This window comes from Neobacillus jeddahensis, from assembly GCF_000612625.1.
Taxonomy (GTDB): Bacteria; Bacillota; Bacilli; order Bacillales; family Cytobacillaceae; genus Neobacillus; species Neobacillus jeddahensis.
On the sequence record NZ_CCAS010000034.1, the window covers coordinates 23,791 to 49,618 of the forward strand.

The 25,828-nt window shown below is 39.6% G+C and carries 26 protein-coding genes and 2 pseudogenes; 14 read left to right on the plus strand and 14 right to left on the minus strand.

The window, feature by feature from the left end:
* Positions 1 to 18: 18 nt before the first annotated feature.
* Positions 19 to 1,134, plus strand: coding sequence for a 3D domain-containing protein (locus TY15_RS14775; RefSeq protein WP_040207097.1), 1,116 nt, complete (start codon positions 19 to 21; stop codon positions 1,132 to 1,134).
* Between the two features lie 525 nt (positions 1,135 to 1,659).
* Here the strand turns inward: TY15_RS14775 and TY15_RS24320 are convergent.
* Positions 1,660 to 1,920, minus strand: a complete 261-nt coding sequence (locus TY15_RS24320) for a hypothetical protein (protein WP_052353796.1) — start codon at positions 1,918 to 1,920, stop codon at positions 1,660 to 1,662.
* 133 nt (positions 1,921 to 2,053) lie between these two features.
* On the opposite strand from TY15_RS24320, the gene TY15_RS14785 reads away from it, so the two are divergent.
* Entirely contained in the window at positions 2,054 to 2,932 is an 879-nt protein-coding gene (locus TY15_RS14785; protein ID WP_040207099.1) for a hypothetical protein, read from the plus strand.
* Between the two features lie 432 nt (positions 2,933 to 3,364).
* Here TY15_RS14785 and TY15_RS25355 read toward each other — a convergent pair whose 3' ends face one another.
* Positions 3,365 to 3,538 carry a terminase gpP N-terminus-related DNA-binding protein gene (locus TY15_RS25355; RefSeq protein ID WP_222860762.1) on the minus strand — a complete coding sequence of 58 codons (174 nt, stop codon included), beginning with the start codon at positions 3,536 to 3,538 and terminating at the stop codon, positions 3,365 to 3,367.
* 143 nt (positions 3,539 to 3,681) lie between these two features.
* Between TY15_RS25355 and TY15_RS14790 the strand changes: the two genes are divergently transcribed.
* The 3 genes and pseudogenes from TY15_RS14790 (at position 3,682) to TY15_RS14805 (ending at position 8,967) form a co-directional block, all read left to right on the plus strand.
* On the plus strand, positions 3,682 to 5,886 hold the full coding sequence (locus tag TY15_RS14790) for a glycoside hydrolase domain-containing protein (protein WP_040207101.1): 2,205 nt from the start codon (positions 3,682 to 3,684) through the stop codon (positions 5,884 to 5,886).
* A 1,271-nt stretch (positions 5,887 to 7,157) separates the two neighbouring features.
* A pseudogene (locus tag TY15_RS14800) lies at positions 7,158 to 7,892 on the plus strand (IS110 family transposase); the annotation flags it as partial.
* A 493-nt stretch (positions 7,893 to 8,385) separates the two neighbouring features.
* Positions 8,386 to 8,967 carry a DUF6241 domain-containing protein gene (locus TY15_RS14805; protein WP_040207105.1) on the plus strand — a complete coding sequence of 194 codons (582 nt, stop codon included), beginning with the start codon at positions 8,386 to 8,388 and terminating at the stop codon, positions 8,965 to 8,967.
* Positions 8,968 to 9,419: 452 nt separating this feature from the next.
* On the opposite strand, the gene TY15_RS24325 is transcribed toward TY15_RS14805, so the two are convergent.
* From TY15_RS24325 to TY15_RS14815, 3 genes are all read right to left on the minus strand, one after another.
* A complete protein-coding gene (locus TY15_RS24325) occupies positions 9,420 to 9,560 on the minus strand; it encodes a hypothetical protein (protein ID WP_157042264.1) in 141 nt (46 codons plus the stop codon).
* Positions 9,561 to 9,700: 140 nt separating this feature from the next.
* On the minus strand, positions 9,701 to 10,042 hold the full coding sequence (locus tag TY15_RS14810) for a hypothetical protein (RefSeq protein WP_040207107.1): 342 nt from the start codon (positions 10,040 to 10,042) through the stop codon (positions 9,701 to 9,703).
* Between the two features lie 85 nt (positions 10,043 to 10,127).
* Complete coding sequence (locus TY15_RS14815; RefSeq protein WP_040207108.1) at positions 10,128 to 10,433, minus strand: hypothetical protein; 306 nt, start codon at positions 10,431 to 10,433, stop codon at positions 10,128 to 10,130.
* Positions 10,434 to 10,462: 29 nt separating this feature from the next.
* Here TY15_RS14815 and TY15_RS14820 point away from each other — a divergent pair.
* Positions 10,463 to 11,912: pseudogene (locus tag TY15_RS14820) on the plus strand (IS1182 family transposase).
* A 155-nt stretch (positions 11,913 to 12,067) separates the two neighbouring features.
* Here the strand turns inward: TY15_RS14820 and TY15_RS14825 are convergent.
* Complete coding sequence (locus TY15_RS14825) at positions 12,068 to 12,421, minus strand: hypothetical protein (RefSeq protein WP_040207109.1); 354 nt, start codon at positions 12,419 to 12,421, stop codon at positions 12,068 to 12,070.
* A 411-nt stretch (positions 12,422 to 12,832) separates the two neighbouring features.
* Here TY15_RS14825 and TY15_RS23705 point away from each other — a divergent pair, with 411 nt between their 5' ends.
* From TY15_RS23705 to TY15_RS24330, 6 genes are all read left to right on the plus strand, one after another.
* Entirely contained in the window at positions 12,833 to 13,255 is a 423-nt protein-coding gene (locus tag TY15_RS23705) for a transposase family protein (protein WP_244440939.1), read from the plus strand.
* The gene (locus TY15_RS23235) at positions 13,245 to 13,730 is read left to right on the plus strand and encodes a transposase (RefSeq protein WP_052353797.1); all 486 of its coding nucleotides are present in this window, start codon (positions 13,245 to 13,247) and stop codon (positions 13,728 to 13,730) included. The genes TY15_RS23705 and TY15_RS23235 overlap by 11 nt, the downstream gene beginning before the upstream one ends.
* Before the next feature lie 544 nt (positions 13,731 to 14,274).
* Positions 14,275 to 14,883 carry a sigma-70 family RNA polymerase sigma factor gene (locus tag TY15_RS14840; RefSeq protein WP_040207110.1) on the plus strand — a complete coding sequence of 203 codons (609 nt, stop codon included), beginning with the start codon at positions 14,275 to 14,277 and terminating at the stop codon, positions 14,881 to 14,883.
* 5 nt (positions 14,884 to 14,888) lie between these two features.
* Entirely contained in the window at positions 14,889 to 15,053 is a 165-nt protein-coding gene (locus tag TY15_RS23710; RefSeq protein ID WP_074432819.1) for a YvrJ family protein, read from the plus strand.
* A 5-nt stretch (positions 15,054 to 15,058) separates the two neighbouring features.
* Entirely contained in the window at positions 15,059 to 15,310 is a 252-nt protein-coding gene (locus TY15_RS14845; protein WP_244440938.1) for a helix-turn-helix domain-containing protein, read from the plus strand.
* A 147-nt stretch (positions 15,311 to 15,457) separates the two neighbouring features.
* Positions 15,458 to 15,628 (plus strand): hypothetical protein, encoded by a 171-nt coding sequence (locus tag TY15_RS24330; RefSeq protein WP_157042265.1) that lies wholly within the window; start codon positions 15,458 to 15,460, stop codon positions 15,626 to 15,628.
* A gap of 81 nt (positions 15,629 to 15,709) precedes the next feature.
* Here TY15_RS24330 and TY15_RS14850 read toward each other — a convergent pair whose 3' ends face one another.
* The 8 genes from TY15_RS14850 to TY15_RS14870 form a co-directional block, all read right to left on the minus strand.
* Positions 15,710 to 15,967 (minus strand): hypothetical protein, encoded by a 258-nt coding sequence (locus tag TY15_RS14850; protein ID WP_306454192.1) that lies wholly within the window; start codon positions 15,965 to 15,967, stop codon positions 15,710 to 15,712.
* An 84-nt stretch (positions 15,968 to 16,051) separates the two neighbouring features.
* Entirely contained in the window at positions 16,052 to 17,296 is a 1,245-nt protein-coding gene (locus TY15_RS14855) for an aminopeptidase P N-terminal domain-containing protein (protein WP_040207112.1), read from the minus strand.
* A gap of 135 nt (positions 17,297 to 17,431) precedes the next feature.
* Entirely contained in the window at positions 17,432 to 18,004 is a 573-nt protein-coding gene (locus TY15_RS14860) for a YitT family protein (protein WP_179301801.1), read from the minus strand.
* Positions 18,005 to 18,253: 249 nt separating this feature from the next.
* Complete coding sequence (locus TY15_RS14865) at positions 18,254 to 21,199, minus strand: DEAD/DEAH box helicase (protein WP_040207113.1); 2,946 nt, start codon at positions 21,197 to 21,199, stop codon at positions 18,254 to 18,256.
* Positions 21,200 to 21,429: 230 nt separating this feature from the next.
* Positions 21,430 to 21,627 (minus strand): hypothetical protein, encoded by a 198-nt coding sequence (locus TY15_RS24335; protein ID WP_142305381.1) that lies wholly within the window; start codon positions 21,625 to 21,627, stop codon positions 21,430 to 21,432.
* A gap of 113 nt (positions 21,628 to 21,740) precedes the next feature.
* Positions 21,741 to 21,935, minus strand: coding sequence for a hypothetical protein (locus TY15_RS24340; protein ID WP_142305382.1), 195 nt, complete (start codon positions 21,933 to 21,935; stop codon positions 21,741 to 21,743).
* 167 nt (positions 21,936 to 22,102) lie between these two features.
* The gene (locus tag TY15_RS24345; protein ID WP_148336001.1) at positions 22,103 to 22,348 is read right to left on the minus strand and encodes a hypothetical protein; all 246 of its coding nucleotides are present in this window, start codon (positions 22,346 to 22,348) and stop codon (positions 22,103 to 22,105) included.
* A gap of 6 nt (positions 22,349 to 22,354) precedes the next feature.
* A complete protein-coding gene (locus TY15_RS14870; protein WP_040207233.1) occupies positions 22,355 to 23,986 on the minus strand; it encodes a hypothetical protein in 1,632 nt (543 codons plus the stop codon).
* A 288-nt stretch (positions 23,987 to 24,274) separates the two neighbouring features.
* Here TY15_RS14870 and TY15_RS14875 point away from each other — a divergent pair, with 288 nt between their 5' ends.
* Entirely contained in the window at positions 24,275 to 24,841 is a 567-nt protein-coding gene (locus TY15_RS14875; protein WP_040207115.1) for a CBO0543 family protein, read from the plus strand.
* 85 nt (positions 24,842 to 24,926) lie between these two features.
* On the plus strand, positions 24,927 to 25,802 hold the full coding sequence (locus tag TY15_RS14880) for an AraC family transcriptional regulator (RefSeq protein ID WP_040207116.1): 876 nt from the start codon (positions 24,927 to 24,929) through the stop codon (positions 25,800 to 25,802).
* Positions 25,803 to 25,828: the final 26 nt, after the last annotated feature.

Here is a 25,828-nt window from a genome sequence, read left to right on the forward strand (position 1 = left end):
AAGGAAAGGAGAACGTGTATGCCAACGACAAAAAAGCGTATCATTCTCGTGTTACTTACAATGGTGTTAAGTGTTTCCGGAACAATGGTTACATATGCACAAACAAGTAGTGAGGCCCTACGAAATGCTCAACAACAACTAAATCAAAAAGCGAGTATCGTAGAACAAAAGCAGCAAGAACAACAATCTGTTAACAAAGAAATAGAAAATATTCAAAAAGAGTTAGAGTCTCTTTACAGCGATATTACAAAGAACCAAGAAGCTATGGCAAAAACGCAACAAAAAATCGATGAAACGAATCAACTCATCGAAGAGAAAAAAGCAGAGATTGTAGTCCTAGAGGACAAAATGCTCGCTCGTCAAGACATTATGAAAAAACGAGCAATGGCCATGCAACAAAATAGTAATGTGAACATGGTGATTAATCTATTTTTCGAGTCTGATAGTATCTCAGATTTCATCCAACGCGCGAGTGCTGCGTCTGAACTCATCGATGCAGATAAGGATATTTTAACAGCGCAAAAGGAAGACCTTAAACAGATTGAAAAAGATAAAGAAGAGATTGACCGCCAAGAACAAATCTTGGAAAAAGATCAACAAGCCCTTGCTGCACAACAAGCGACACTTGATCAAAACATGCAAAAAAGACAAGAAACTCTAAAAGTCATGCAAGATAAATATAATCAAATTGCGCAACAAGTAGCGCTTGCTGAAAAAGAGAAATCTGGGATTGAAAACCAGATGAAATCGATTCAGGCTTCGATTGCCCGTGAACAAGAAGCGGCAAAAGCGCGTACAGCTTCAGTAAAATCTGCACCGGCACAAAGCAGTCCGGCCCCAGCTGTTGCAGGGAAAGAAATGTATGTGACGTCTACTGCTTATACTGCACAAAGCTCTGGACGCTATACGGCTGCGGGTTACGATATTGTGGCCAATCCCAACATAAAGTTAATTGCTGTTGACCCATCTGTTATTCCACTGGGAAGTAAAGTATGGGTGGAAGGCTATGGAGTCGCTGTTGCAGGTGATACTGGCGGTGCCATTCACGGACACAAAATTGACGTGCTCTTCCCAACCAATGGACAAGCGTATGCTTGGGGCAGAAAAACCGTCAAAATTATTATCCTTCAATAGCTATCACCGTCATGCGAAATGAATCGCATACTAGTACAAGCTTCACAACAAGATGCATAGTACCAAGAGACCTAACAGAGAACCTGTTAGGTCTCTTTTAATGTGGAAAAAAATGGAAAATGGTGCCTGACACCATTTCTACTATCTTGATAGAAGAAAAAGGATGAGGAAAATAAAGGAAAACTAGTAGCTGTAATGGAATAAAGGAAGTAGGGGTAATGGTGAAAATCACTTAAGGAGGTAAGAAAACGGTAGGGGTAGGTAAGAAGGATCGCTGGAATGCAGATTTGTATGATGAAAGACATCGGTTTGTTTCCTCTTATGGAGAGGATTTTGTGGGCGGCAAGATGTAATAAGCCGTTCCAACCCTTGATATGACTGGGTTTTTAAGTAAGATGAGAGTGGTTTGCTAACATTTTGATAACAATGAGGATTTTAATCGAGGCTTCTCATAAGTTCACTGAACTTTTGGGAGGCTTCTTTTTTTCTTGGATTACGTGAAGGTACACATTTTTCGTAATCTGATCATCGGTATGACCGGGCCTGTCCATGATTTGTTCGAGTGATACACCAGCCTCGGCAAGAAGCGACGTATAGTGAATGTGGTGTTAATTCTTTATTGAGACCGGAAATAGCCAGTAAACTTGCCATTCTGTTTTGACAATTCTTAATGACGATAGGATAGCCATATTGGCGCTCTGTTTTAGCAAAGATGAAGTCTTTGTTATAATAAGTATTCCCTAGTCGTTCAATCACTTGATTTTGATCCTCTTTATGCTTCTTCAAAGTGTTTATCACCTTCACATCCACAATAATCTTTCTTCGTGATGCTGATTGTATGGTTTTAAATCCTTACCTATCTGTATGAATATGAAATGTTATAATATTATTAACAAATTTTAGAAATGTAGGTGAGAAAATGGAGAACTTAAAAAGATTCATTCAAATCATCTTAGTAAGTACACCACTCCTAATTCTAAGTGGCTGTTCTAATTTTTCTAAAGATGATCTGAATAAACCAATACAGGAATATTTGAAAACGAACTACGGAATACAAGATGAGTTTACTGTTATTAAGACAGACAATAATTGGTTCGAAGGGATTGACCATCATACTACAATAGAAATTAAAAAGCCCTATCATGCTTATCCAAACCTTACAATTAAAAGAGATACGTTACAAATTTTGGGTGATGAAAGTGACGATATCTATTTAGCGCAATTTAAAGGTGCGTATATAAAGCAACACCCTGAAGTGGTTCAAGTAATGAAACAAATAATAAAAAAGTATGGATTAGTAAAATATCCCAATAAAGTTGTTCTAAAAGAAGATAGCCCTATTTCAATATTTCCTTACACTAACATTAGATTAAATATAATTAATTCTCAAGTGCTACTTGATGATTTTAAAAAGACTCAAAGGATTGATACTATTGATCTTTTACCTAAATTAAAACCAAGTGACCCTCGACGTGCTTATTTTAATTCAAGGTTTGTAGGTGTAGTGAATTTTTTATTTGAATTTGACATGTATGAAAATAAACATCCTATTCCGAAGGCAAAAGATTTAATAGAGGACTTTCAAAAAAGTGGCGTATTAAAGAAAGGAGTATACAATATTGATATGTTAGTAAAAGATTCAACTACTGGTGATTCTTCTGTTATGGAAAAATGTAATGTAGCTTTGTTTGAAGTTGATGAAATTGGACAATATACAATAATTGCTTCTCCAACGTATGATGAAGTAGATAAATCTTACTTTTACGGTGATTATGAAGCTAAAAAAATGAAAGAATAGATTAGATTTTTAAGTCGATTTCCAAAATGGGTTCGACTTTTTTATTTTCGATTAACAATTGAGTAAGAGCGAACATTTTCTATTTCACAGTAAGTCCGAATTTTCTTGAATTTCTTTTTGGTGTCTATATAAATCGTCACAATAACTCACACCTATTTGTACATTTTTGCTGTCCGCTTTCAGCCAATAACGACAAACATTCGCCTAGCAATTGGAAAAGGTAACTTTTTCTTAATGAATTTAACGGCATCTTCAATTTTGCCCAAAGTATCCTTGGGGCTGTTTTCCCATAGGAAGCTCTTGTACAGCCTAATAAATTCTTGTTTGATGCATCTCCTCAATTTGATAAATTTCACGAAGCACCTTCATAACTTCTTACTTTACTTTCTCCAATCTTAAAATCCTTATCTTTCTCCCTAAGTCCAGTTCGAATTAGCTCTTTATATTTATCAAGTTTATTTTCCTATTACGGCTTGGGACCATGCATTCGGTCATTTCCTCATGAGCTCTTTGCAGGTAGGAGTATACTGTATTTCTCGCAATATCTAGTTTTCTGGCAATCTTGCCTTTTAAAAATCCTTTCCTCCTAAGCTGATGTATTTCCATATCCCCCCTAACACTGGCGAATAAGGACTCAAGGAAAAAGTATCTAACAAAAAAATTAGAAATTAAGTTGTGAAATATTGCATTAGTACCTCTTTATATTATGTAATTCAAAAACACATTAAATATGGAAAGAGGTAATTTACATGGATGAAATGGTACTCACAGTTCAAAATTGGTTGAATGCCACTTATACAGGAAAGCCCGGATATAATCCGGTAAATCCGAGTGGAAAAACGGGATGGGAGACTATGTATGGATTAACAAGGGCGTTGCAAATTGAACTGGGAATTGCAACCCCAGCTGACAGCGTTGGTCCCACAACGTTACAGTATTTAACTAATTTAGGACCGATCTCAATGAATTCTAATACAAAAACCAATATCGTATTAATTATTCAAGGAGGAATGTATTGCAAAGGGTATAATCCCGGAGGTTTTACAGGGGTATTCGGCTCCGGTACGCAAAGTGGTATCGCCAGTATGCAATCTAATTTAGGAATTCAGAATCCTGATGGGGTTGTGACTCCCAAACTCTTTAAAGCTTTGTTAAATATGGATGCCTATGTTTTATTAGAAGGTGGAAATCCAAAAATCCGCTCTATTCAACAATGGCTGAACAATAAATATATCAAACGACAAAACTTTTTCTACATGCCATGTGATGGATTTTATTCTCGAGATGTACAAAAATCTTTAGTCTATGGAATCCAATATGAAGAAGGTCTTGATGACGCTACCGCAAATGGAAACTTTGGGCCGACTACTCAGAGATTAATTCCAACTTTAAATGTAAATGATGTTGATGGAAATCATAGCTTTATTCACTTATTTCAAGCAGCCATGATATTTAATAATTTTGATGTTTCATTTGATGGTATCTTTAATACAACACTTAGTAATACGGTTAAAGGTTTTCAAAAATTTTGCATGTTACCGCAAACAGGCATTGGTGATTTTCAAACTTGGGCTTCTTTATTACAGAGTACTGGAGATCCAACAAGAAAAGGAACAGCTTGTGATTGTATTACTGAGGTTACACCAGCAAGAGCTCAAACCTTGAAAAACGCTGGTTATACAACTGTTGGGCGATATCTAACTAATGCTAGTGCAACTGGATTAAATAAAAAAATTCAACCAGGAGAATTAGAAAATATTTTTGCTGCTGGATTGTCTGTGTTCCCTATTTATCAAACATATGGTGGAGACGCTACCTATTTTAATAGAAGACAAGGTGCTTCTGATGCAACTGCTGCCTATATTGCTGCAGAAAAATACGGATTTAAAGAAGGTACAACAATATATTTCTCAGTAGATTTTGATGTTCTTGGGGACGAAATTACGAACAATATTCTCCCTCACTTTTCTGCAATCAAATCTGAATTTGCTTCTATGGGCGGAAAGTTTAAAGTCGGAATTTATGGGCCAAGGGCAGTTGGAATACGTGCTCATGAAGCTGGATATGCTGAATATACCTTTGTAAGCGGCATGTCCACTGGATTCAGCGGAAACTTGGGATATCCTCTTCCTCCAAACTGGTCATTTGACCAGATTTCAACCATCACCGTCGGTACTGGGGTGGGCTCAATTCAAATTGACAATAATATTAATTCTGGTCGAGATTCAGGTCAATTTTCCGTTTCACCTAGTCCATCACTTGATGGTTTAGATTATCCTTTAGCGTTCCCTTATATCAATTCTGTTCGGAATGAAGTTAGCCCAGTAGTTGATTCAGGGAAAAATTGGTTCCAAAAATGGATTTTGGAAGATTTTGGGGACGTTATCGGGGCTGATTTTTATCTTATAAGTGCAAAAGATGCAGTGGAAAACGTTCTTAATCACGACGCTTTAATTACTAGATTAGCAAGAAAGCTTCAAATGAGAAAATCTTTTATTCAAACTGTATTGGCGTGGGAGTCTTCCGTTGAAAACATTTTAGACGTCGCAAAAGATTTGCTTGTAGATGAAGGAGTGGAATCAGATTCTAGTACAGGACCTTGTCAAATATTTGCAGCCACAGCAATTAAAGCAAGAGGATGGGCAGCCTACAATGGTTATTTAGAAGAAGAAATTCTTGATCCGAGCAATCCTGTTCATTTAAGAGTCATTTGGGAAGCATTAAACTCTAATCCAACTTACAATATTGAAAGTGCTGCTTGGGTCTTAAAATGGGGAGCAGTTCATATCCTTGGACTTAATGTAAATATGCTTGATTATAATGAAGAAGAAATCAAAGCAACTTTGGCTAGGTATAACGGGACGGGCGACAAAGCAACCGAATACGGAGAAAGAAACTACTCGATATATCAAGCTTTTGAGCAATACAACGAGCTTAGTCGATTAGGAAACTAAAACATTTTTGTTATGATGGGAATTTTCAAGAAATAATTAAGATCTTTTAAAATAATAGTTTTAAAGAAAAATATGGTGTGAAATTGGCGTCTCATCATATTTTTCTTTTTTTATATTCAGCCAGAAAGGAGGATGTTTTTATGAGGTATATGAACCCCAAGCTAACATTTCCTCCATGTTAAGGCATTATTTTATAGTCAATTACTAAATTATTAATACTCCCCTTTTAAGTTGCATTCCTAAAAAATTCATCTATAAATTCAATGATTAGAGCAAAAATAATAAGACTGATTGGCAATAAATTTACAAATAGAACCAAAATTCTTTTGACTAAATTTTCTTTGCTGAACATTGAAATAATGCTTAAAGGAATGCCAATCAAGGAACTAAAAAATGCAAGTAATGTAAAGATTCGTAGGATAGATTCTACGCTATTGTTGGATGTTGTAGATGATATATATAAGGACGTTGGTAAAACAATAATTGTAGCTAGGGCTGTGAAAAACGAGATTTTTGTGAATACATTCAGATTTTTCCTTTCCAAAAAATCACCTCTATTCAAAAAAATTATAACAGTTATTGTAGATAGATTATTATTTAGTTGTTCAACGAGCTGCAATAACTACACAGTGTTTCGGCCATGACGGACCATTTGAGTTACAACTTTTGCATCAGAGGCAATCTTGAAAAGAAAGTCCTCCAAGTGGGGATTCTGTTTAGAAACCCTACTGATTTTTTCCATTTCAATTTCATATATTTTGTAAGCTGTTCGATTTGAATATCAAGATTTTGATCTTTTACGCTCATCGAGTATATCCATAGATCACTTTTTGCTATCTTTTAATTTGTATTTTTGCTAGGTATTATTGAGAGTCTTTCAAAATAATAATATCAAGTAATAAAAATCCTATCAATACTATAGGGAGTGGGATACAGTCTTCGAGAAAAGAAAGCAAAGGTAAAATCAGCCCTTGAATGTGATGAGAAGCTCACTCTTTAAGCATTTTTAAAGGATGAAAAGAAGAGGAATTTTCGCATGTTGTATCTGATCACAAATTATTTTTGGTATCACCAAGGAGGAAAAATTTATAAAATAACTTCCCTAAAGGTGATAAAAAATCAACTAGAAGCATTCCTGTTAGAAGGATTTTCGGGGACTTGAACTAAAAAGAGCCCTCTTGGTATGATACGGGGTGTCAAATCTGCACAGAATTGACACCTAACTTAGTTAACCAAGGAGGACTCCATATGGATTTTAAACAAAGTCAAAAATAAATCAAGTCAACGAAAAAACACTCGTCATTAGGATCGATATTGCCAAGCTGACACATTACGCTTGCTTTGTAGATGATCGCGGACGAGTGCTTCGAAAGTCATTTTCCATTTCACAACCACGAGATGGTTTTGAACAATTATATCAACGTATTTTGGCTGCCATGAACGAACATGCAAAAACAGAAGTCATTGTTGGGATTGAACCTACGGGCCATTATTGGCTTAATTTAGCCTATTTCCTTGAGGAACGGGGAATTCCTCTGGTCATGACCAATCCGATGCACGTCAAACGTTCGAAGGAGTTGGACGATAATTTACCAACCAAACATGACCGTAAAGATGCTTTAGTGATTGCTCGTCTTATTAAAGATTGACGCCTTAGCTATCCTGAAAGACATGGAGGCTGAACTTCGTGTTGGGGCCACGTTTAGGGGCAAGTTGACAGAGGAACTTGGAGCTGTCAAAAACATGATGATTCGCTAGTTAGATCGTTATTTTGCTGAGTTCTCTCAGGTGTTTCTATTAATTAGAAAGGTGGCGACCGTACTTGAATGTACCCCATTTCCAAGTGACCTTCGTCTAAAACATCCAGATGAACTTTTTCTCTTTACCGCCAAGTTGAAGGACTCAAATCTCCTCAACGGCCGAAAGCAAAACGCCTCATTGAAGTCACAGCTAAATCCATCGGAGTAACAGAAGGACGGGAGATGGCCTGTATTGAAATTGCCACGGCTTATGGTCATTTTTCCACTTTTCCATTCTTAATACATGTATAGAGAAGGAGGACAAGTTTTAGAACTCCTTTTGATATTTGATACCTTTAGGTGTAGTTATATAAAAAAGATTGATTATTTAAAATAAAGACTGATTAAAAATCCTGTGTTAATATGCAGGATTTTTTCTTGTTCCACAAACGGACCATTATCTTGAATAAAACACTAATAGAAAAACGTTATGGGTAAGGAGATTGTGAGAATTTTCACTAAAACTAAATGGGCAGAATAATGAATAGAGATTTGTATAAATAGGAGGGATTTTATTTTGAAAAAGTTTCGTGGGAAAAGGCGTTATTTTCGTAATTTATAGGGAGTTGTAGTAGAGAGAAGAAGCAAAAGAACAAGGATATGAATAGTACTACTCATTGAAAGATAATTATGTAATAATGTGTAATATATAGGGATTTTATGGTATATTTCAATTATCCATAACATACAGGGGGTTATTATGAAAAGGACGATTACATATGTTATATTTTCATTGGTAATTTTATCATTAGTAATATTCGTAGTTGTTTCGACTAGTGCAAAATCAAAAGCAGATACTAAAGTACAAGATTCTAAGGTTTCCCAGCAATACATAGTAAGCAAAGAAGAACTAAAAAAGGCTGAAAAAGCTATTGGAGCCATTAAAGATGAGAAATCTTTGAATTTAAAAATGATGGAAATGGCTTTTCAAAAAGTTTCATTTAAAGGGGAAGATAATTTTAATGTCCCAGGTACCATTGTTCTTGAACGAATCCAAGTTACCAAAGAAAATATTCAGTATTTGAAGAATAATTTAAGTGTAGTAAGTGGTGAAAAGAAACAGCAATATGAATCTATCCTAAATAAGTGGTATAACGGTAATTTTAATTCAATAACTGATGATTTTAGAAATATTCGAATTCTACTTTTAGGAAAAGAAAATATGAATATGAGTAGTGATATCATGAATCCAACTAAGAAAACATCTATCGATGAAAAAACATATATTCTGAAATTTTTCGGACAGAATGGGCTTAATCTTAATAATTTAGAGTGGAAGTAAACTTCGAGAAAAAGCTGAGGGTCTTTGTAGTTTTTTCCTTTTACTGTCCCAAAAATCCTGAGATCAGTCCATGTTGAATTTTAAATAACGAGTCAGAATTATCTAGGAAATGAAATGAATCATTTACACCTTTCAAAACAGTCACGAAATAATGGACATATGGTTAAAATAATGGTTATTCGTTCCGCTTCTTTGTAACAGAAATGATGGCCAATTCGGATATCAAGCTGCTCGCGATCAATGAGATTGCCCCAGACCCGGCCAACATTACCGATGACAGTCACTGTCATCCTGGCGCAGGCAAATCGGCTATGTTTCACAGGAAAGTCCGATCATTGCCGGGACGATTCGTGATAATATTTGTTTTGCATGGTTAACGCGACAAATAAAAAACGCCTATTCCCTTTCGTATCAAGGGGTTTGGGCGTTTTTTCATTATTAATACTTTCGGGTTAATTTATATTTTTGCATTTATCGCTGCGAGCCGCTCTTGGTTTCATTGGTTTTATAATTTTGTTTTCCGGATATTTCTTTTCAACTTTATTATCTTTAAACTTTTTTTGTTCATTGAATAATGGATTAATATACTCCATTCCCTACCCCTCCTTATTAAAAAATCACTAATATCGTATGGTTACAATTCCTCTTTTCCACTTTTACTAGATATATATAAGGGAAGGACAAGTATTAACTTATTTCTGTATATTTTTATAGTTTACCGTCAATAATTGATTTAAGGAGAATATGGGAAGGGAGAAATAATCATGTTTGGCAAAAATCGGACTGAAAAAAATTGATTAAGAAGATCCAAAAGGCAAGTAAAAAGGCTAAGCACGGCTACAAGGAAATCTACATTGTTTTCGTTCTTTTGAAATGCTGCTACAGCCTCTTGGCTAAATTCATATTCCTCATCGTGTGAAACTTTACCATTAGATAAGTTCCTTTCAGCATTAGCAATAAGAGACTCCCCTTCTTCCACTTTTACTTCTTTTCCATCTTTGAAAAAAGAATAGACAAACAATCCCCCTATGAATAAAACGGAATACACAATGCATGTAATAATAATTTTATTCATTTGTATACACCTTTCTTCCAATAAACCTTTTAATAATTGGCTATGTTATACGACAATGTTGTTTTTTTATTGCTTCATTCAAAGATTAATCGTGAACCTGTAAACTCAACAAAAATATGCCGTGAGTTGCTTTTAAAATATATTCCTCCGAAGAACATGTGTAATAGCGATTGGAATTCACCTCAACCAAATAAACCTCATCAGGGTTCCCATTTATTTCTTTTATTATATTTTGAATCAAGAGTTCTTTTGGAGATTGATCATGTAATTCATAGTCTTTTGGAATTTTCCCAAACCAGTATGTTTCACTATCAGGAAATTCAGTCAGAAGATCTGTTTGCCATTCATTTAGTTTTGTTAATTTTACCTGATCACCGCTACTTAACTTCATAAAGTATCAAATTTTAACGGGTGGGTACCATGATACAAAATCAACAATCAATAGTGTTTAGTCAATATATGGGTATTTATGATTTAGTTGTTCCGAAAGATAATCTTTTACGTAAAATTAACGATCTGGTCGATTTCTCATTTATTTACGACGAACTAAAGGATAACTATTGCCATAATAATGGTCGAAATGCAATCGACCCTATTCGTTTGTACAAATATTTATTGTTAAAAACTATTTATGACTTGTCTGATGTTGACATTGTTGATCGTTCAATATACGACATGTCTTTTAAGTATTTTCTTAATATGGCTCCGGAGGAGCCTGTAATTGAGCCAAGCTCTTTAACCAAGTTTCGAAAACTTCGTTTAAAAGTTGTAAACCTGTTGGACATGCTTATCAATAAAACCGTTGAAATTGCCATCGAGCAAGAAATCTTCAAAAGTAAATCCATTATCGTGGATGCCACCCATACGAAAGCCCGATACAACCAAATGTCACCAAAAGAAATACTTATGGACGGTTCTAAGAAGCTGAGAAAAGCTATTTATCAAATTGATGAATCTATGAAAATTAAGTTCCCTGACAAAAATACAGCCGATGTTTTAGAAGATGAAATCGATTATTGCCAGAAACTAATTGACGTAATTGAAAAGGAAGAAAATCTTATTCAGTATCCGAAGGTACAGGGACAGTTAAACCTTCTAAAAGAAACAGTTACCGACGATATCGGACATTTGCAGAGCTCTGAAGATAAGGATGCAAAAGTAGGTCATAAAACTGCTGATTCATCTTTTTTTGGATATAAGACCCATATTGCAATGAGCGAAGAAAGAATTATTACAGCTACTACAGTTACGACAGGAGAAAAAAATGACGGAAAGCAATTAGAAACACTTATTGAAAAAAGTATTAAAGCTGGGATGAAAGTTGAAACTGTAATTGGTGATGCAGCCTATTCTGAAAAAGGTAATATCGAATATACAAAAGAGAATGAAATAGAATTAGTAGCCAAGTTAAACCCTTCTGTAATGCAAGGTTTTCGAAAAAAGAAGATGAATTTGAGTTCAATAAAGATGCTGGAATGTATGTTTGTAAAGATGGGCATATGGCAATAAGGAAACTCGACAGGGGACAAAAGGGGTAGCTACCAATCAAGTTAATACCTATTATTTTGATGTAAAAAAATGTGAAATATGTCCATTTAAAGCTGGATGTTATAAAGAAGGTGCCAAAAGTAAGAGCTATTCTGTAAGTATCAAATCAAATGTACATACAGAACAAATAAAATTTCAAGAAAGTGAATATTTTAAGGAAAAATCAAAGGAACGATATAAAATTGAAGCCAAAAATAGCGAATTAAAATACAGACAAGGGTATGATGTTGCGGAATCCTCGGGTCTAATTGGTATGGAATTGCAAGGTGCCATGGCAAAATTTGCAGTAAACCTAAAAAGAATATTGAAACTAATGGATTAAAATAAGGGGAATTAAGGCTTCATTTGGATTAAAAAAGACGACTTAAAATTCAATTTTGGAATTTTAGAGTCGTCTTTTTTTGTAAACTATTCAGTTCTTCAGAAAAATCGAAAGATTTTCAGTGGCCTCCCCGAAGGGACTTTATTTTTTATTTATTAGCGAATGAACATACTTCCCACACAAGTTTGCATTAAACTAGTATACCCAGTCCAACCATCATACAAGTAAGCAACAACACGTAAATTGCGGTCACCAGCTGTAGAATAATTGGTGAATTGTACGCTTCTTGAGCCGCCACCTTGAGCATTTCCAGCTTGGATAGTTTCAATTGTAACCCATGCTTCATTAGAATTGACTTCTTGAACTGCTAATTTTACGTTTACATTACTATCTTTTGAAGATTGAAATGTAGCGTAAATGTTGTAATTGTCTTGAGAAGTGGTTAAATAAACCGTTTCCCCTGCATAAGCAAAATTACTGTTGAGTTTAAATGAGTTTGATGTTGACATAATAAAATTCCTCCTGAATATAATGTTGTTTTTTAAAGCAAAGAGACTAAAAGTCCCTCGGCTTTATTACCGATTAATGAATTTACTGGAAAAAATAAATTTATCTTACAAATTCATTTAACTTCCTTCCTTTCTTACTAAATTAGTATTTTTTGATGTACATTCATTAAAGAGGATTAAGGATAGTATTTTACAACCTAACTAAAAAGTTTTTTAACTATAGGGTTTTGTGTTCAAAACGGAGGGAGGTTTTAACTGGAGCAGACTTTTGTAACCGTCAGATAACTTTGGTTCTTACGAGGATTTGGTGAGAGCCTTTTTTAATGCTAGATTGATATAATTAAAAGAAAAGGAGTGATGAGCATTTTGTCCTCTATTCCTTGGTCCTCCCCAGATCCTGATTTAGAACTGATGCAAATTTATCCTACAAATGAATCCTTACTAATAACGCTAAAAGGCAATCGAACCTCTTCCACTTGCCCTTCCTGCTCAAAGAAAAGTTCCCGCATCCATAGTCACTATACACGTAAAGTACAGGATCTCCCCATAGGTGAAAAATCTTGTGAACTGTTAATACTTTCAAGAAGATGGTTTTGTGATAACCCAGATTGCACCGTCAAAATTTTTACTGAGCGATTCGATTGGCTCTCATCAAATGGTAGACGAACTAAAAGGACAGAAGAAGTTTTACGTAAGATGGCTTTTTCAACAAGTTGTCTCTCGGCTGAAAGATTAGCCAAGTCAGCTCATATCCCAGTGAGCCATGATACGCTATTAGATTTGATACACCAGACTGTTATTGAATCAGAAGTGTCTCCCTTTCGTGGGTCTTGATGACTTCGCATTTTGCAAAGGTCATACTTACGGTACACTCGTTTGTGATCTCCAATCCAAAGCCCCCTTAGCGCTCTTACCAAATCGTTTACCTCAAACTGTTACTAGTTGGCTAAAGAAGTATCCGTTTATTGAACTCGTTAGTCGAGATGGTTTTACAGGTTTCCGCCAAGTAATTAAAGATGCAAGCAATACAATTATCCAGATTTATGATCGATGGCATTTTATTAAGAATGCCAAAAATCAGCTTGATTCCTTTCTTGCCACTCTTGTGCCTGCTTCAATCAAATGGAGCATCCCTGTATCACATCCCACAGAAATCCCATTAACTCGAGCAGAACAATCACCAAGAATCGCCAAGCTAAAAAGTGGGAGCTTATTTAGGAGATTCAACTTGCACATATCAAAGGTAAAAATATTTCCAGACTTGCCAAAGAGTATGATTTGGATAGAAGAACAATCTATCAATATTTAAAGATGAAGGAGCCTCCAATATTTCATCGTTTCCGAAATAGACCAACGAAGTATTTTGACCAAATTATTAAGCTTGAGCAAGAAGGAAATACAGTAAAAGAAATATACTCTTCTATTCAAAATCAAGGCTATACTGGCACTTAATCATTAGTAAAAGCAATAGAAAAGGGTCAATTAGTAGAAAGATTATTTTTGAAAAAAATCATGTTAAAGGTTGTGAAAGTTGAATGATAGATTTCTTTATTAGTAAAGAGTAATAAGGGGGATAAATCCTATGGCATTTTACTCAAACTGAACGAAAAAACTATATTGCACAACTTATAGACCCATCAATAAGTCCTAAAAAATAATGGGATTTTGAAAAACCAACTAGATTAGAATCAAATACAGAGATATAATCCCTGTATAACATTACCAATTATTACATGGATTTGAGATTAACATTCTAGAAATATCAATAAGTTATGACTATTCTATTAGTCATTTTTTTACACCCCAAAAGGGAACATACATTCCTATTTATTGGTCGAAGGAGGAAATATACATTGGGGAATTTCGAGGAAACTGATTATTATAGTAAGAAGTATGAGGACTATATTAGCAATAACGAGGCATTTTTTAACAATAAATTGATACAAGGATTTTTAAAAAATAAAGAAAATCAAAGTTTATTAATGGATACGATTTGTCATCCATCAGAGAATAATAGAAACCTTTTAGACAAGACCTTTAAAAACTTTTACTTCAATATTAGGTTTACTTCCTATATCTCTACAGCTCTCTATTTTAATACCATAAACTTTGATAAAAGACATAGAAAAATACAAAAACGTCATCCGTTAATAGTAGACAAACCCATTGGGGATTCCGAAGTTGAGACTTTTAAGGAACAGATATGTGATGAGAAAGCAGAGATAAAATTAGATACCATACTTCAAAGCAAAAATATAAAGGACTATTTAGGAGATCCGGCACTTTATGAAGCTGTAAAAACATTAACTGAGAAGCAAATTGAAATTTTAAATCTCGCCTATATACATGGATTGTCTGATACAGAAATTGGTATTAAGTTAAAAAAATCACAACAAACAATATCCAAAACTCATAAAAAGGCCATTCGAATTATTAGTAATTATTTGACAAAAAAGGAGTGAAGAACATGACTACGGTTGACATGTCTCAATGGATTACCATTTTAGGTAACTTTGGTTTCCCTATTGCGATAACTATTTATTTATTTGGTCGGTTTGAAAAGAAAATTGATAAATTAGAAATGGCAATTACAGAACTAGGAGAAATCATCAAAGATAGCAGAAAGGGATGAGCAGCGTGGATGTTTCATTATATGATTTAGTAAAAAAATCAAAACACAACAAACGAGCAATGAAGGAACTAATTGATTTATTTGAGCCTAAGTTAAAAAAATCACTATCCCTTACACAGTATGGTCAAAGGGAAGATTTAGAACAAGAATTGAAATGTACATTAATCAAATCTGTCCAAAGATATAATGTGGATACTATTCCGGGTTTTTGGGAATTAAAAGAGCAATTTGAGAATTTAAAAATAGTTTTAAATTGAGTAGGATGTATAAGTTACCAGCAAATAAAGTGTCTTTAGATAAAATATTCTATTGAACGAACACAAGCAAAACTGACAACAAGTTAGTCTTCAACCATAACGAGAAACAAATCTCCCTGACATTCTTGTATTAAGAGGAACCTGATCGTGGGACAGCTTATTAATATGTGGAATATCTACGTAAAGTCGGTGAGGGAAAAGCTAACCCGCGAGCGAGTGATGGCCAGGGTTGAGGAAGAAGCCAAACCTGTCTTATGGAAAAAGGATGAATGGGTCGCTGATTACAAGCGAATTCGTGTGATGGGGATCAAGGCGTAACGAGCATGCCAGGAAAAAGACAAAGACCGTCATGGCTACCATGACGGTTTTTGTCTTTGTATGTGGAAGGAGGGGAGCTCCTTACCGCTTTTTCTTTTTCGAATTGTCGACGACAAACTTGCTGACAGTGACCTTCTCCAACACTACGTGCACATGTACCGTGGTGTCATCGATCTGCTTGACACTAGTCACCTTTCCTTTTTTGCCCTTAATCCGCACATCTGCTCCAACGGCCGGAACACTACGAAGCAGCTGCGTTAATAATACAGCCTTGTCATCGAGAAAATGAACAGTAAACATATCGGTCTCACCTATTTCATTGGAGTGTGGTACAGGCAAAAAGACTCAGATTGCACCCTCCTATAAAATATTTCCGCCCCGGTGGTTTTAGACCAAAATGCCGCTGAACTCCGAAAAATCTCCCTACTTTTTCATAAAGGCTTCAATTTCCTCAACAGATCGGAAAATATTCTTCGAAAGAACTTCGTGCCCATCCTCCGTCACCAACACGTCATCCTCAATCCGGATCCCAATCGCTTCTTCCTCGATATACAAACCAGGCTCAACCGTCAGGACCATACCCGGCTGTAGAACCATGTCACGATAATTGCCGACATCATGGGTATCCAAGCCAAGCGAGTGGCTGACGCCGTGATAATAATAATTCACCAATTCACTGGCTTCCGTCATCAGTCCGACTTTAATGCATTCTTCCGCCAGCACCTTTTTCGTATGTTCATTCAGTTTAGCAAAGGGAACACCCGGTTTAATCAGGGCTGTCGTTTCCTTTAATGCCTTCAAGACGATATTGTAAAAAGTCCTTTGTTTTTCCGTAAAGGTGCCATTCACGGGAAAAGTATAGCTGATGTCGGCATTGTAATAATTCCATTGCGCTCCTAAATCCAGCAGGACCAAACTTCCATCCTCAGCGGACGCATTATTTTTATCATAATGAAGGACCGTTCCATTTGGGCCACTGGCGACGATCGTCGGGAAGGCAAAATCCTTAACACCTTCGGACTTGAGGGAAAAATTAAAGTAGGCCTCAAGCTGATATTCCTTCATCCCGGCTTTGGCGTGGCTCATGACATTTTTGATACCGGAGGACGTGATTTCAATGGCCTTTTTGATTTCGTCGACCTCTTCAGGTGATTTAAGTAAGCGTAGCTCACAAATATCGGGATAGACATTTTGAATGCTGAGATACGGGTAATTGGCCTGCATCTTGGCGGCGAAGGGCTGCGCTGCTGATGTGACAAGATCCAACTCGCGTCGTTCCAGATCCAAATAGAGATTGGTTAGTTTGCTGCCCATAAGGGTCCGGGTGAGCAGTGCATCAAATTGTTCGATAAAAAGAATCTGGTCAATTCCTGAGGCTTCGGCCGCTTCCTCTGTGGAAATGGTCTTGCCAACCCATTTTTCGAGGACGGGGTCCGATTTTTCAATAAACAGGTATTCGTCAACGGTCTGCTTGGTCTTATGGACGAGCAGCATGAGCTTAGGTTCCGCGAGTCCTGTTAAATAGTAGAAGTTGCGATTGGGCACAAAATGGTAGGCCTCGTCAGCTGACTTATGCGGAGCCTGCCCCGCAAACAATACGAGCAGCGACTGGTCCTCCATTTTTTCATACAAACGCTTTCGATTCGCAACAAAAAAATCCTTGTTCATTTGATGACCTCATTTCCAATAGTGTATGTACATAGTTCTACTATACTATAAACTGATGAAATATTTCGTCATTTTGCTTTTTGAAAAAGAAAGTTGGCGGGTGACTAATGCCTAAGCTGGAGCTAGTCAGGGCGACTAATATTGATGCCTCGCCAGCAAGGATGTTGTTAGACCTCCCGTAACAATTGCAAGACAGGAATAAAGAAAACGATCGATCTCCAGAAAAGCAAAACCAGCGGCAACGATAAGCCCGTCAATCAGAATGATGACAATGGCTATATCCAAAGAGGTTGTCTTTGCAATGATTTTTGCCAATAAGTCCGTCCCACCAGTGCTTGTCCCATATCGAAGCATCAATGCTACGCCCGTTCCGATTAATACCCCTCCAATTAAAGCACTCATTAAGTTGGAAACTGTAAATTGTGTGCGAAGAGGAGAAAGCAAATCAATAAATAAAGAAGAGATGAATAGTCCCTGGATGCTGCTAAAAAAAGTCCCTTTTTCATGTTTAGCGGCGAGTATACAGATCGGAAGACATAATAAAAACATCATTATTCCCGTTTGGAAATGGAAGAAATAGTGGATAATCAGGGCTATTCCGATAATTCCACCGTCTATCAATTGGTTCGGCACTAAAAATCCATTAATGCCAATTCCTAATAAAAAACTTCCAATGAGGGTAGCTAGTAATCTCTGATAAATAATCATCACCTGGTTCAGTGTTTTATTCTATACTATGTCGCTCCTATTCATTTAAGACTGGTCCCAATAGGATAATCATATAAGTGCTTTGAGGGAGAGGGGAGAGGTGGATCGATTGGATAAAGTCGAAAAAAAGTTAGTATGTGTATGGGGTCCATCTATTTTCATGAAGGTCTAATCAAACCCAAATAATATAAAAAAGGCGTGCAAACTATCCCTAGTTTACACACCTTTCTCCATGCACTGGGTCACCGATCACCCCAAATACACTAAATCCTTCAATTCATCCGTCGACAACTCCGTAATCCAGTTCTCACTCGTAATAATTTGGTCATTCAAGAACTGTTTCTTCTCGAGCATCGCATCAATCTTCTCCTCCAGCGTCCCCGTGCAAATCAATTTATGCACATGGACAAACCGCGACTGGCCAATCCGATAAGCCCGGTCCGTCGCCTGATTCTCAACTGCGGGATTCCACCAGCGATCATAATGAATGACATGATTGGCCGCCGTCAAATTCAGCCCCGTTCCGCCAGCCTTCAATGACAGCAAGAACACAGGGAACTCCCCAGCTTGGAACCGTTCAATCATCGTATCGCGCTGCACTTTCGGTACACTTCCGTTCAAAAACGGTACCTCAATACCAAACTTCTTCTTCAACGTCGCCCGAATCATTTCACCCATCTCAATATATTGCGTGAAAATCAGGCAGCTTTCACCCTGATCGAGGACGGCATCGACCAATTCCACCAGCTTCTCCAGTTTATTCGACCGCTCCTGCAGCACGCGCCCCGCCGATTGCTCCTTCAAATAGAGGGCCGGGTGATTACACAGCTGCTTCAAGCGGCTCAACATTTGTAAAATTAACCCCTTGCGCTCGAAACCCGTCAGCTTTTCAATTTCAGCGAACGTATCGTGAATTAGCTGTTCGTACAACGAAGCCTGCTCAGGAGTGAGTGGGCAGTACTCTTTTTGTTCGAGCTTATCAGGAAGGTTCAAGGCAACCTCTTCATCCTTCTTCGTCCGGCGCAATAAGAAGGGACGAATCAGCGCCTGCAGCTGGGTGACTTTTTCCTTCTTTTCATCCTTCTCAATCGGAATGACGAATTTTTTCTGAAACTGCCCCAAGCTGCCGAGGTAGCCATGATTGGTAAAATCAAAGATTGACCACAACTCCGATAAGCGATTCTCCATAGGTGTTCCTGTTAAGGCAATGTGATGGCGGCCGCGCAGCCTGCGCACCGCTTTTGATTGCTTCGTCTGGGCATTCTTAATGTTCTGCGCCTCGTCAATCGAAATCGAACTCCACACTAGCGACTCGAACTCTTCGGAATCAAGGTGGCTCAGCCCATAGGAGGTCAGCACGACATCGGCCGCTTGCGCTCGCTCAGAAAAGGCCTCCTCCTTCAGGCGATTCGACCCATAATGGAGATACACCTTCATCTCAGGCGCAAACCGCTCCAGCTCCTTCTGCCAATTCCCCAACACCGACGTCGGACAAATAATCAACGCCGCCTTCGTCGGAACCTTTACCTTGGTGTCAGGCACCAATTCTCCTGTTTTCACGCTCTTTGTGGTAGGAACTCCGATTTCTTCGTTTTTCCTGTCCCCCGTAGTAGTAATGGTGTCAGGCACCGCCCCCTCATCCTTCACCTTCAGCAAGTAAGAAATCAGCTGGACGGTTTTGCCGAGTCCCATGTCATCAGCGAGCACCGCCCCAAACCCATACTGCCGTAAGAACCAGAGCCAGCTCATCCCCAGCTGCTGGTATGGGCGCAGTTCTCCGTTCAACCCGTCCGGGACACCTTCGAGCGGGATATTTTGCACCTCTGAAAGCTGCTTGACCATTTGCTTCCATTGCCGGTTCAATTCAATTTGAATCTTCGCAAACGCCTTCGGATTCTCCAGCTCATCCTCAGGGGTCGCTTCATCTCCGAGCTCCTGCTCCAACAAGTCCCGAACATGCAGGCCTTCCTTTTCTGCCCGCTTCATCAAATCCTGAATCTGACGAATAAACTGCGGATCCAGCTTCACCCAACGCCCGCGAATATAGACAAGCCGCCGCTTCTCCTCGACCAATTGCCCGAACTCCTCCTCGGACAAGTCAACGCCATTCATCGAAAAGCGCCAATTAAAATCGAGCATTGCCTGCAAGCCCACGAACGACGGACGATGACTCGACGACCCCTTCAGCGACGCCTTCACCTTTAAATTGGCATTTTTCATCGCTTGCCACCAGGAAGGAAGGAGGATCTCGATATCGAGCGCGACCAACGTCTCACTCGCCTCCGTTAAAAACATCCAAGCCTCTTCCTCGGTCAGATGGCTCTTAAAGTAGCCATCCTCCGCCAGCCAAGGAATCAGGCGCGCCCAGCGACCCCGTTCACGATCAACCCGTTCTAAAAAAGGTCGCCACTTAGCAGGAATCTTCCGGGCACCCTCCACATCGTACACTTCGTCGACATTCTTTTTCCCGCGCAAAAAGACATCGAGGGTCCAAGCACCCTCACCATCCACGGGTTCATCCAAACGAAGCCCAATTGTAAACGGCGTGTCGCTTTCCTTTATGCCAACCCACTCCAGCCAGCTATTCTCATCAAAATAGCGCGCTAACTGGCCACCAGAAATATTTTGCCTCCGCAATAACTCGAGCTTCGGTCCAAACAGCTCCTTCATCGCCGCATTCCTAGTTAAATAGGCGTCAAGGGCATGATTAAACAAGTCAGAAATATACTGCTTGGTCGTCCCGCGCTCGTCTTGGTCATCTGCGATGGGCTGCTCCCAAAAAGACGGATCAAACTCATCCTTAACCCGTTCCGGCAACTTCCAACGAAAATCGCCGTGCTCCCACACCGAAAAGTCGGGCAGCCAATCCTTCTCAGTAATCCCTTCATACAGTGAAAAGGCCGCGGCAAGACAAGTCTCCGACTCCTCATTCCAATCCCACTCAACAAAGCGATTGAACGATTCCTTCGCAAAAAGGGAGACGAGCTGCCAGCCGCTGATGACGACACCTTCCACGTCATCCACCGTATCCGTTTCAAGAAGCGTACCAAAAAAACTCTCTTCATGGTTGCTAAAAACGAGGTTTTTCCACCTAAATGGGTTCATGTTAGAACCATGTTCATCCTCCGCCGTCAACAGAAAGCGGCCATCTCCTAATTTAGTTGTGATCAATTTCATAAACCTAGTTTTCAGCATCTATAACGTGCTCCTTTAACTGGAGGAATAAAATGGTGCCTGACACCATTAAAAAGTACATCCTAAAAAATCCATATTCCTATATTATACCCAAAATTGTGCAGGAAGAGGAGTGCCAGGATCAGGTTCTTAAAAGTTAGTAGATGATCGAGCACCATTTTTGTGCGAATTCGTGGCTTGGCTCAAGGATCTGCTTCAAATTGATGCAAAATCCGTTACCACGTTCGCTATTAAATGACCATTTTTAAGAATTTGTTCTCACTACAGGTGCAATGATCACGAATCGAAAGGGGTGAGCATCCCCAAGTAAAGTTTATCGACGATATTTTTCGATTTATCAACCGCTTTTCACTTTTATCGCCCACATTTTTAAATTTATCAACCACTTTTGTCCTTTTATCAACCACTTTTGTCCTTTTATCAACCACTTCGCAAATCCCACGTACAAACTCACCTAAAAAAGCCAGGCGCACCGCCTGGCTCAACTCATTATCAGAGGATCTGCCTCGATTTGAAGCTAGATCCGTTACCACGTTCGCTATTAAATGACCATTTTTAAGAATTTGTTCTCTGTACAGGTGCAATGATCACGAATCGAAGGGGGTGAGTATCCCCAAGTAAGGTTTATCGACCACTTTTTCGGATTTATCAACCGCTTTTCATTTTTATCGCCCACATTTTTAAATTTATCAACCACTTTTGTCCTTTTATCAACCACTTTGCAAATCCCACGCACAAACCCACCTAAAAAAGCCAGGCGCACCGCCTGGCTCAACTCATTATCAAAGAACCTGCCTCGATTTGAAGCTAGATCCGTTAACACGTTTGCTATTAAATGACCATTTTTAAGGATTTGTTCTCTGTACAGGTGCAATGATCACGAATCGAAAGGGGTGAGTATCCTCAAATAAAGTTTATCAACCGCTTTTCACTTTTATCGCCCACATTTTTAAATTTATCAACCACTTTGGTCCTTTTATCAACCACTTCGCAAATCCCACGTACAACCCCACCTAAAAAAGCCAGGCGCACCGCCTGGCTCAACTCACATATCTTCAATTTAGAGGTAAGGGTGTACATTCCAAACGGACAGTGTCCACGAACGGTGCCTGACACCCACACACCGCACAAACACCGCACATCACACACAATCCCTCACCCCTCAATCAACTTACTCCTACGGCACTCTTCATGAAATGCCCGCAGCCGCTTCGTTCGGTCCAGCAGCGTCTCCAAGAAATACTCCCAATCATCGACTCGCTTTAACTTCTTATACAGCGTCCGCAGCTTCTTCAAATGGCGCACCGCCAACCGGTAACTCGCCCGATTCTTCTGATCAATCTCCCGCTGCGCCGTCTGATGCAACATCCCCAGCAGCACCTCAGGCCGCTCCTTCTCCACAATCTTCAAACGATCCTTCGGCAAATCATAAAAATCCAAGCCTACAAACGCCTGCAACTCACCCCAGCGATCATACTGGCCGCGCTCGAACAGCAAATATTCATAATCCCCAAAACTATACGGCAGCATCGACAATAATGCCCGCTCATACAAATCGACCCGATCACTCTCCGCACAATAAGGCGCTACCGCCCGAAGCGCATTCCGTGTGAACGTCACACAAGCATGATAACCGCCAAGCTCCTCCAAATACCTCTTCACCTTTTGCAAAAACACCTCAACCACCGGCCCCACCCGGCGCCATGCCTTCAACCCAGACAAATAATCAATCCAATAGACCATATGCGGCACAATCTCCGCCGCACTAAACTGCCCGAACAACTTTAACGCCTTCTCATCATCCCCCACCAGAAACTGAAGATGAACACCGGCCACCATCAGCGCCAACGGACTCTCCCAATCATGCAGCGCCTTCAACCGCGCTGTAATCTTGGTTAACTCCTGCTCACGCCAACCCTTATTTTTGAAAAAATGGACCCACAACAGCCGATACAAATGAATCCGCTCATATTCCAGCTCGCGCGCACAAGTCAGCAGTTCAAACGCATCTTCCTTCAATTTTTCAATAAAGGCATCAAACGCAAACGGCAGCGACTGCACGCCAATCTTTACCGCCAACTCCTCCGCATCATCCAATAAATTCTGGAACAAATGCAAATAAGCCCGCTTTACCGTATCCCCGTCATGGCCAAGCTGCTCACTGAGCGCCGCCAACTTCCGGAATGACACCACAATCCCAATCAACTCATACAACAAGCGCCATTCCTGCTCCACCGGCGCACTCGCATGAATCCGCCGCTCATAAATCCCAAATAACTCCGGCACCACATACGGACTCGTATACTTCTTCGTCGCCAGTAACGTATCAAAACTAACCTCAAACGAATGCACCCAGCGCCCATAATCCGGCTCCAGCGCCCCATTTGCCTTAATTAAATCACGGGCCGTCTGCATCCCCCAATCAGACGCCGCTCTCGACTCCCGAATCGGCTCGCGCCACTCCGTCACCCAATCCGCCACACTGCCCACCCGAGCATACGTCGCGAAAAAAGTCGCCATCTGATGCCGACAAAACCCCTCACCAGGACACGAACACTTACTCATCGCCAGAAAATCCAACTCCAGCGTCACATAGCATGGCGTCACATCCTGAACCGTCGACGTCACCTTCGTATCCCATATCTGTAACTGCTTCACCAGCCCCTGCCGATAAAGCATCAACCCCTTCTGAACCAGCTTCGCATCCTCCGTCGCCGTAGGGTGCAACAAATCCCGCAACTCCTCCGCGAAAACCTCAATCTTTTCATTAGCAGGTGTCGACTCCAAGGCCGCGCCCCCCTTTTTTTGGAAAATCAAAAAATCCATATTCCTCTATTATACCCAAAAAATGAACCAGGGGGACGGTTCTCGTGGCACATTTAGTTTATTAATCGCCAAAAACGGAGGAGAGAATGTGCACCGTGAAAAAATGAACTTAAAGTTGGAAAAGCGCCGCCGATAATTTTTATCCAAAAAGAGCTTGTGGTAGGGAGCGTGCTTTTCGGAATATCCAAAAACAATATGCAAATAATACCTGTAAGTAGTTATTCTGAGCAAAGGCCAAGAGGGATAAAAATGGAATATAAAGAACATGAAAAAAAGCTGATTGATGAAAATGTTGAACAAATCCATCAATTAATCATGAAAAAGATTGAAATATGGTTCGATTATGTCGTTTTTTCAGACCTTTGGTGGTTCGGAGTTGCCCTGTCCATCATCCCTTGGATGATATGGTTTAAATTTCGAAAAAAAGAAAGTAGTGACCGTATTTTATATGGTGGTTTCTTTGTCCTCATCATCGCGCTTGCCCTTGATATTTTGGGGGATCAATTCAGTCTTTGGCATTATAGATTTAACGTAATACCAGTTGTCCCTACCTACTTTCCATGGGATATTACCCTCATGCCAGTATCCGTGATGATCCTCTTACAGATTAAACCTGATGCAAATCCATTAGTAAAAGCAATCTTATTTGGAATATTTTCTGCTTACATTGCTGAACCCTTTTTTCACTGGGTAGGGATATACGTTCCGACGAAATGGAAGTACACTTATTCAGTCCCAATCCAGGTTGCCATATATTTATATTCACATTACTTAACAAGACGAAAGAACTTTTCTCCGTTCTTCAAATGGAAATGATCCACCTCCCCCTACAAAACAAAGCACAAATTGTCGGATGGGTCCCTGTCAATCCTGTTATTCTTGGATCAAGGAGGTATGAAACATGGATTTGCTTACAGGCATGAACAAGGCGACCAAGTATATCGAAGACAACCTGACCAACGACATTGACTACAAAGAAGTGGCCCGGCAGGCATATTGTTCGGAGTACCATTTTAAACGGATGTTTTCCTTCCTGGCCGGTGTCACCGTGGCCGAGTATGTTCGGCGCAGACGCCTGACACTTGCTGCGTTCGAGTTGAACAACAGCGATGTTAAGGTCATCGATATCGCCATCAAATATGGTTATAACTCACCCGATTCCTTCACACGAGCGTTTCAAGCCTTGCACGGGATTACCCCAACAGAAGCGCGGGCGAATGGCCACTTGCTCAAGGCCTATCCACGGATTACCTTCCAAATCTCAGTTACAGGAGGAATGGAAATGAATTATCGTATCGTCGACAAGGAAGCTTTTCGGATTGTCGGACTTCACAAACGAGTTCCGATCCAATTCAACGGAGTGAATCCGGAAATCGCCGCGATGTGGCAAAGCTTAGAGAGGGACACGATTGCCACATTGAAGGCTTTGTCCAATATTGAACCAATGGGGATGCTGAGCGCCTCGACGAATTTTTCTGAGGGCAGAATGGAGGAGAAGGGGGAACTCGACCACTATATTGGCGTCGCGACGACGAAAGACGCGCCGGCCGAGCTGAAGCAGCTCGAGGTCCCCGCCTCATCGTGGGCCGTTTTCGAAGCGGTTGGCCCCTTCCCGGACACGCTGCAGAATGTGTGGGGGCGAATTTATTCAGAGTGGTTCCCATCGTCAAGCTACGAGCAGCTCACCGGCCCAGAAATTCTCTGGAACGAGCATCCTGATACCACTTCGCCAACGTTTAAAAGCGAAATCTGGATTCCGGTCGTGAAGAAGAAATAATAAGTTGAGCCAGGCTGTGCGCCTGG

What these genes read in the sequence shown, in the direction of transcription:
- TY15_RS14825 (WP_040207109.1), bottom strand. Translation starts at nt 12,421, where the DNA reads ATGTCAACATCAAACTCATTTAAACTCAACAGTAATTTTGCTTATGCA.
- TY15_RS14790 (WP_040207101.1), top strand. Translation starts at nt 3,682, where the DNA reads ATGGATGAAATGGTACTCACAGTTCAAAATTGGTTGAATGCCACTTAT.
- TY15_RS14810 (WP_040207107.1), bottom strand. Translation starts at nt 10,042, where the DNA reads ATGAATAAAATTATTATTACATGCATTGTGTATTCCGTTTTATTCATA.
- TY15_RS14865 (WP_040207113.1), bottom strand. Translation starts at nt 21,199, where the DNA reads ATGCTGAAAACTAGGTTTATGAAATTGATCACAACTAAATTAGGAGAT.
- TY15_RS14785 (WP_040207099.1), top strand. Translation starts at nt 2,054, where the DNA reads ATGGAGAACTTAAAAAGATTCATTCAAATCATCTTAGTAAGTACACCA.
- TY15_RS25355 (WP_222860762.1), bottom strand. Translation starts at nt 3,538, where the DNA reads ATGGAAATACATCAGCTTAGGAGGAAAGGATTTTTAAAAGGCAAGATT.
- TY15_RS24325 (WP_157042264.1), bottom strand. Translation starts at nt 9,560, where the DNA reads ATGGAGTATATTAATCCATTATTCAATGAACAAAAAAAGTTTAAAGAT.
- TY15_RS14805 (WP_040207105.1), top strand. Translation starts at nt 8,386, where the DNA reads ATGAAAAGGACGATTACATATGTTATATTTTCATTGGTAATTTTATCA.
- TY15_RS14880 (WP_040207116.1), top strand. Translation starts at nt 24,927, where the DNA reads ATGGATTTGCTTACAGGCATGAACAAGGCGACCAAGTATATCGAAGAC.
- TY15_RS23705 (WP_244440939.1), top strand. Translation starts at nt 12,833, where the DNA reads ATGCAAATTTATCCTACAAATGAATCCTTACTAATAACGCTAAAAGGC.
- TY15_RS14855 (WP_040207112.1), bottom strand. Translation starts at nt 17,296, where the DNA reads ATGAACAAGGATTTTTTTGTTGCGAATCGAAAGCGTTTGTATGAAAAA.
- TY15_RS23710 (WP_074432819.1), top strand. Translation starts at nt 14,889, where the DNA reads ATGACTACGGTTGACATGTCTCAATGGATTACCATTTTAGGTAACTTT.
- TY15_RS14875 (WP_040207115.1), top strand. Translation starts at nt 24,275, where the DNA reads ATGGAATATAAAGAACATGAAAAAAAGCTGATTGATGAAAATGTTGAA.
- TY15_RS14815 (WP_040207108.1), bottom strand. Translation starts at nt 10,433, where the DNA reads ATGAAGTTAAGTAGCGGTGATCAGGTAAAATTAACAAAACTAAATGAA.
- TY15_RS14775 (WP_040207097.1), top strand. Translation starts at nt 19, where the DNA reads ATGCCAACGACAAAAAAGCGTATCATTCTCGTGTTACTTACAATGGTG.
- TY15_RS14860 (WP_179301801.1), bottom strand. Translation starts at nt 18,004, where the DNA reads ATGATTATTTATCAGAGATTACTAGCTACCCTCATTGGAAGTTTTTTA.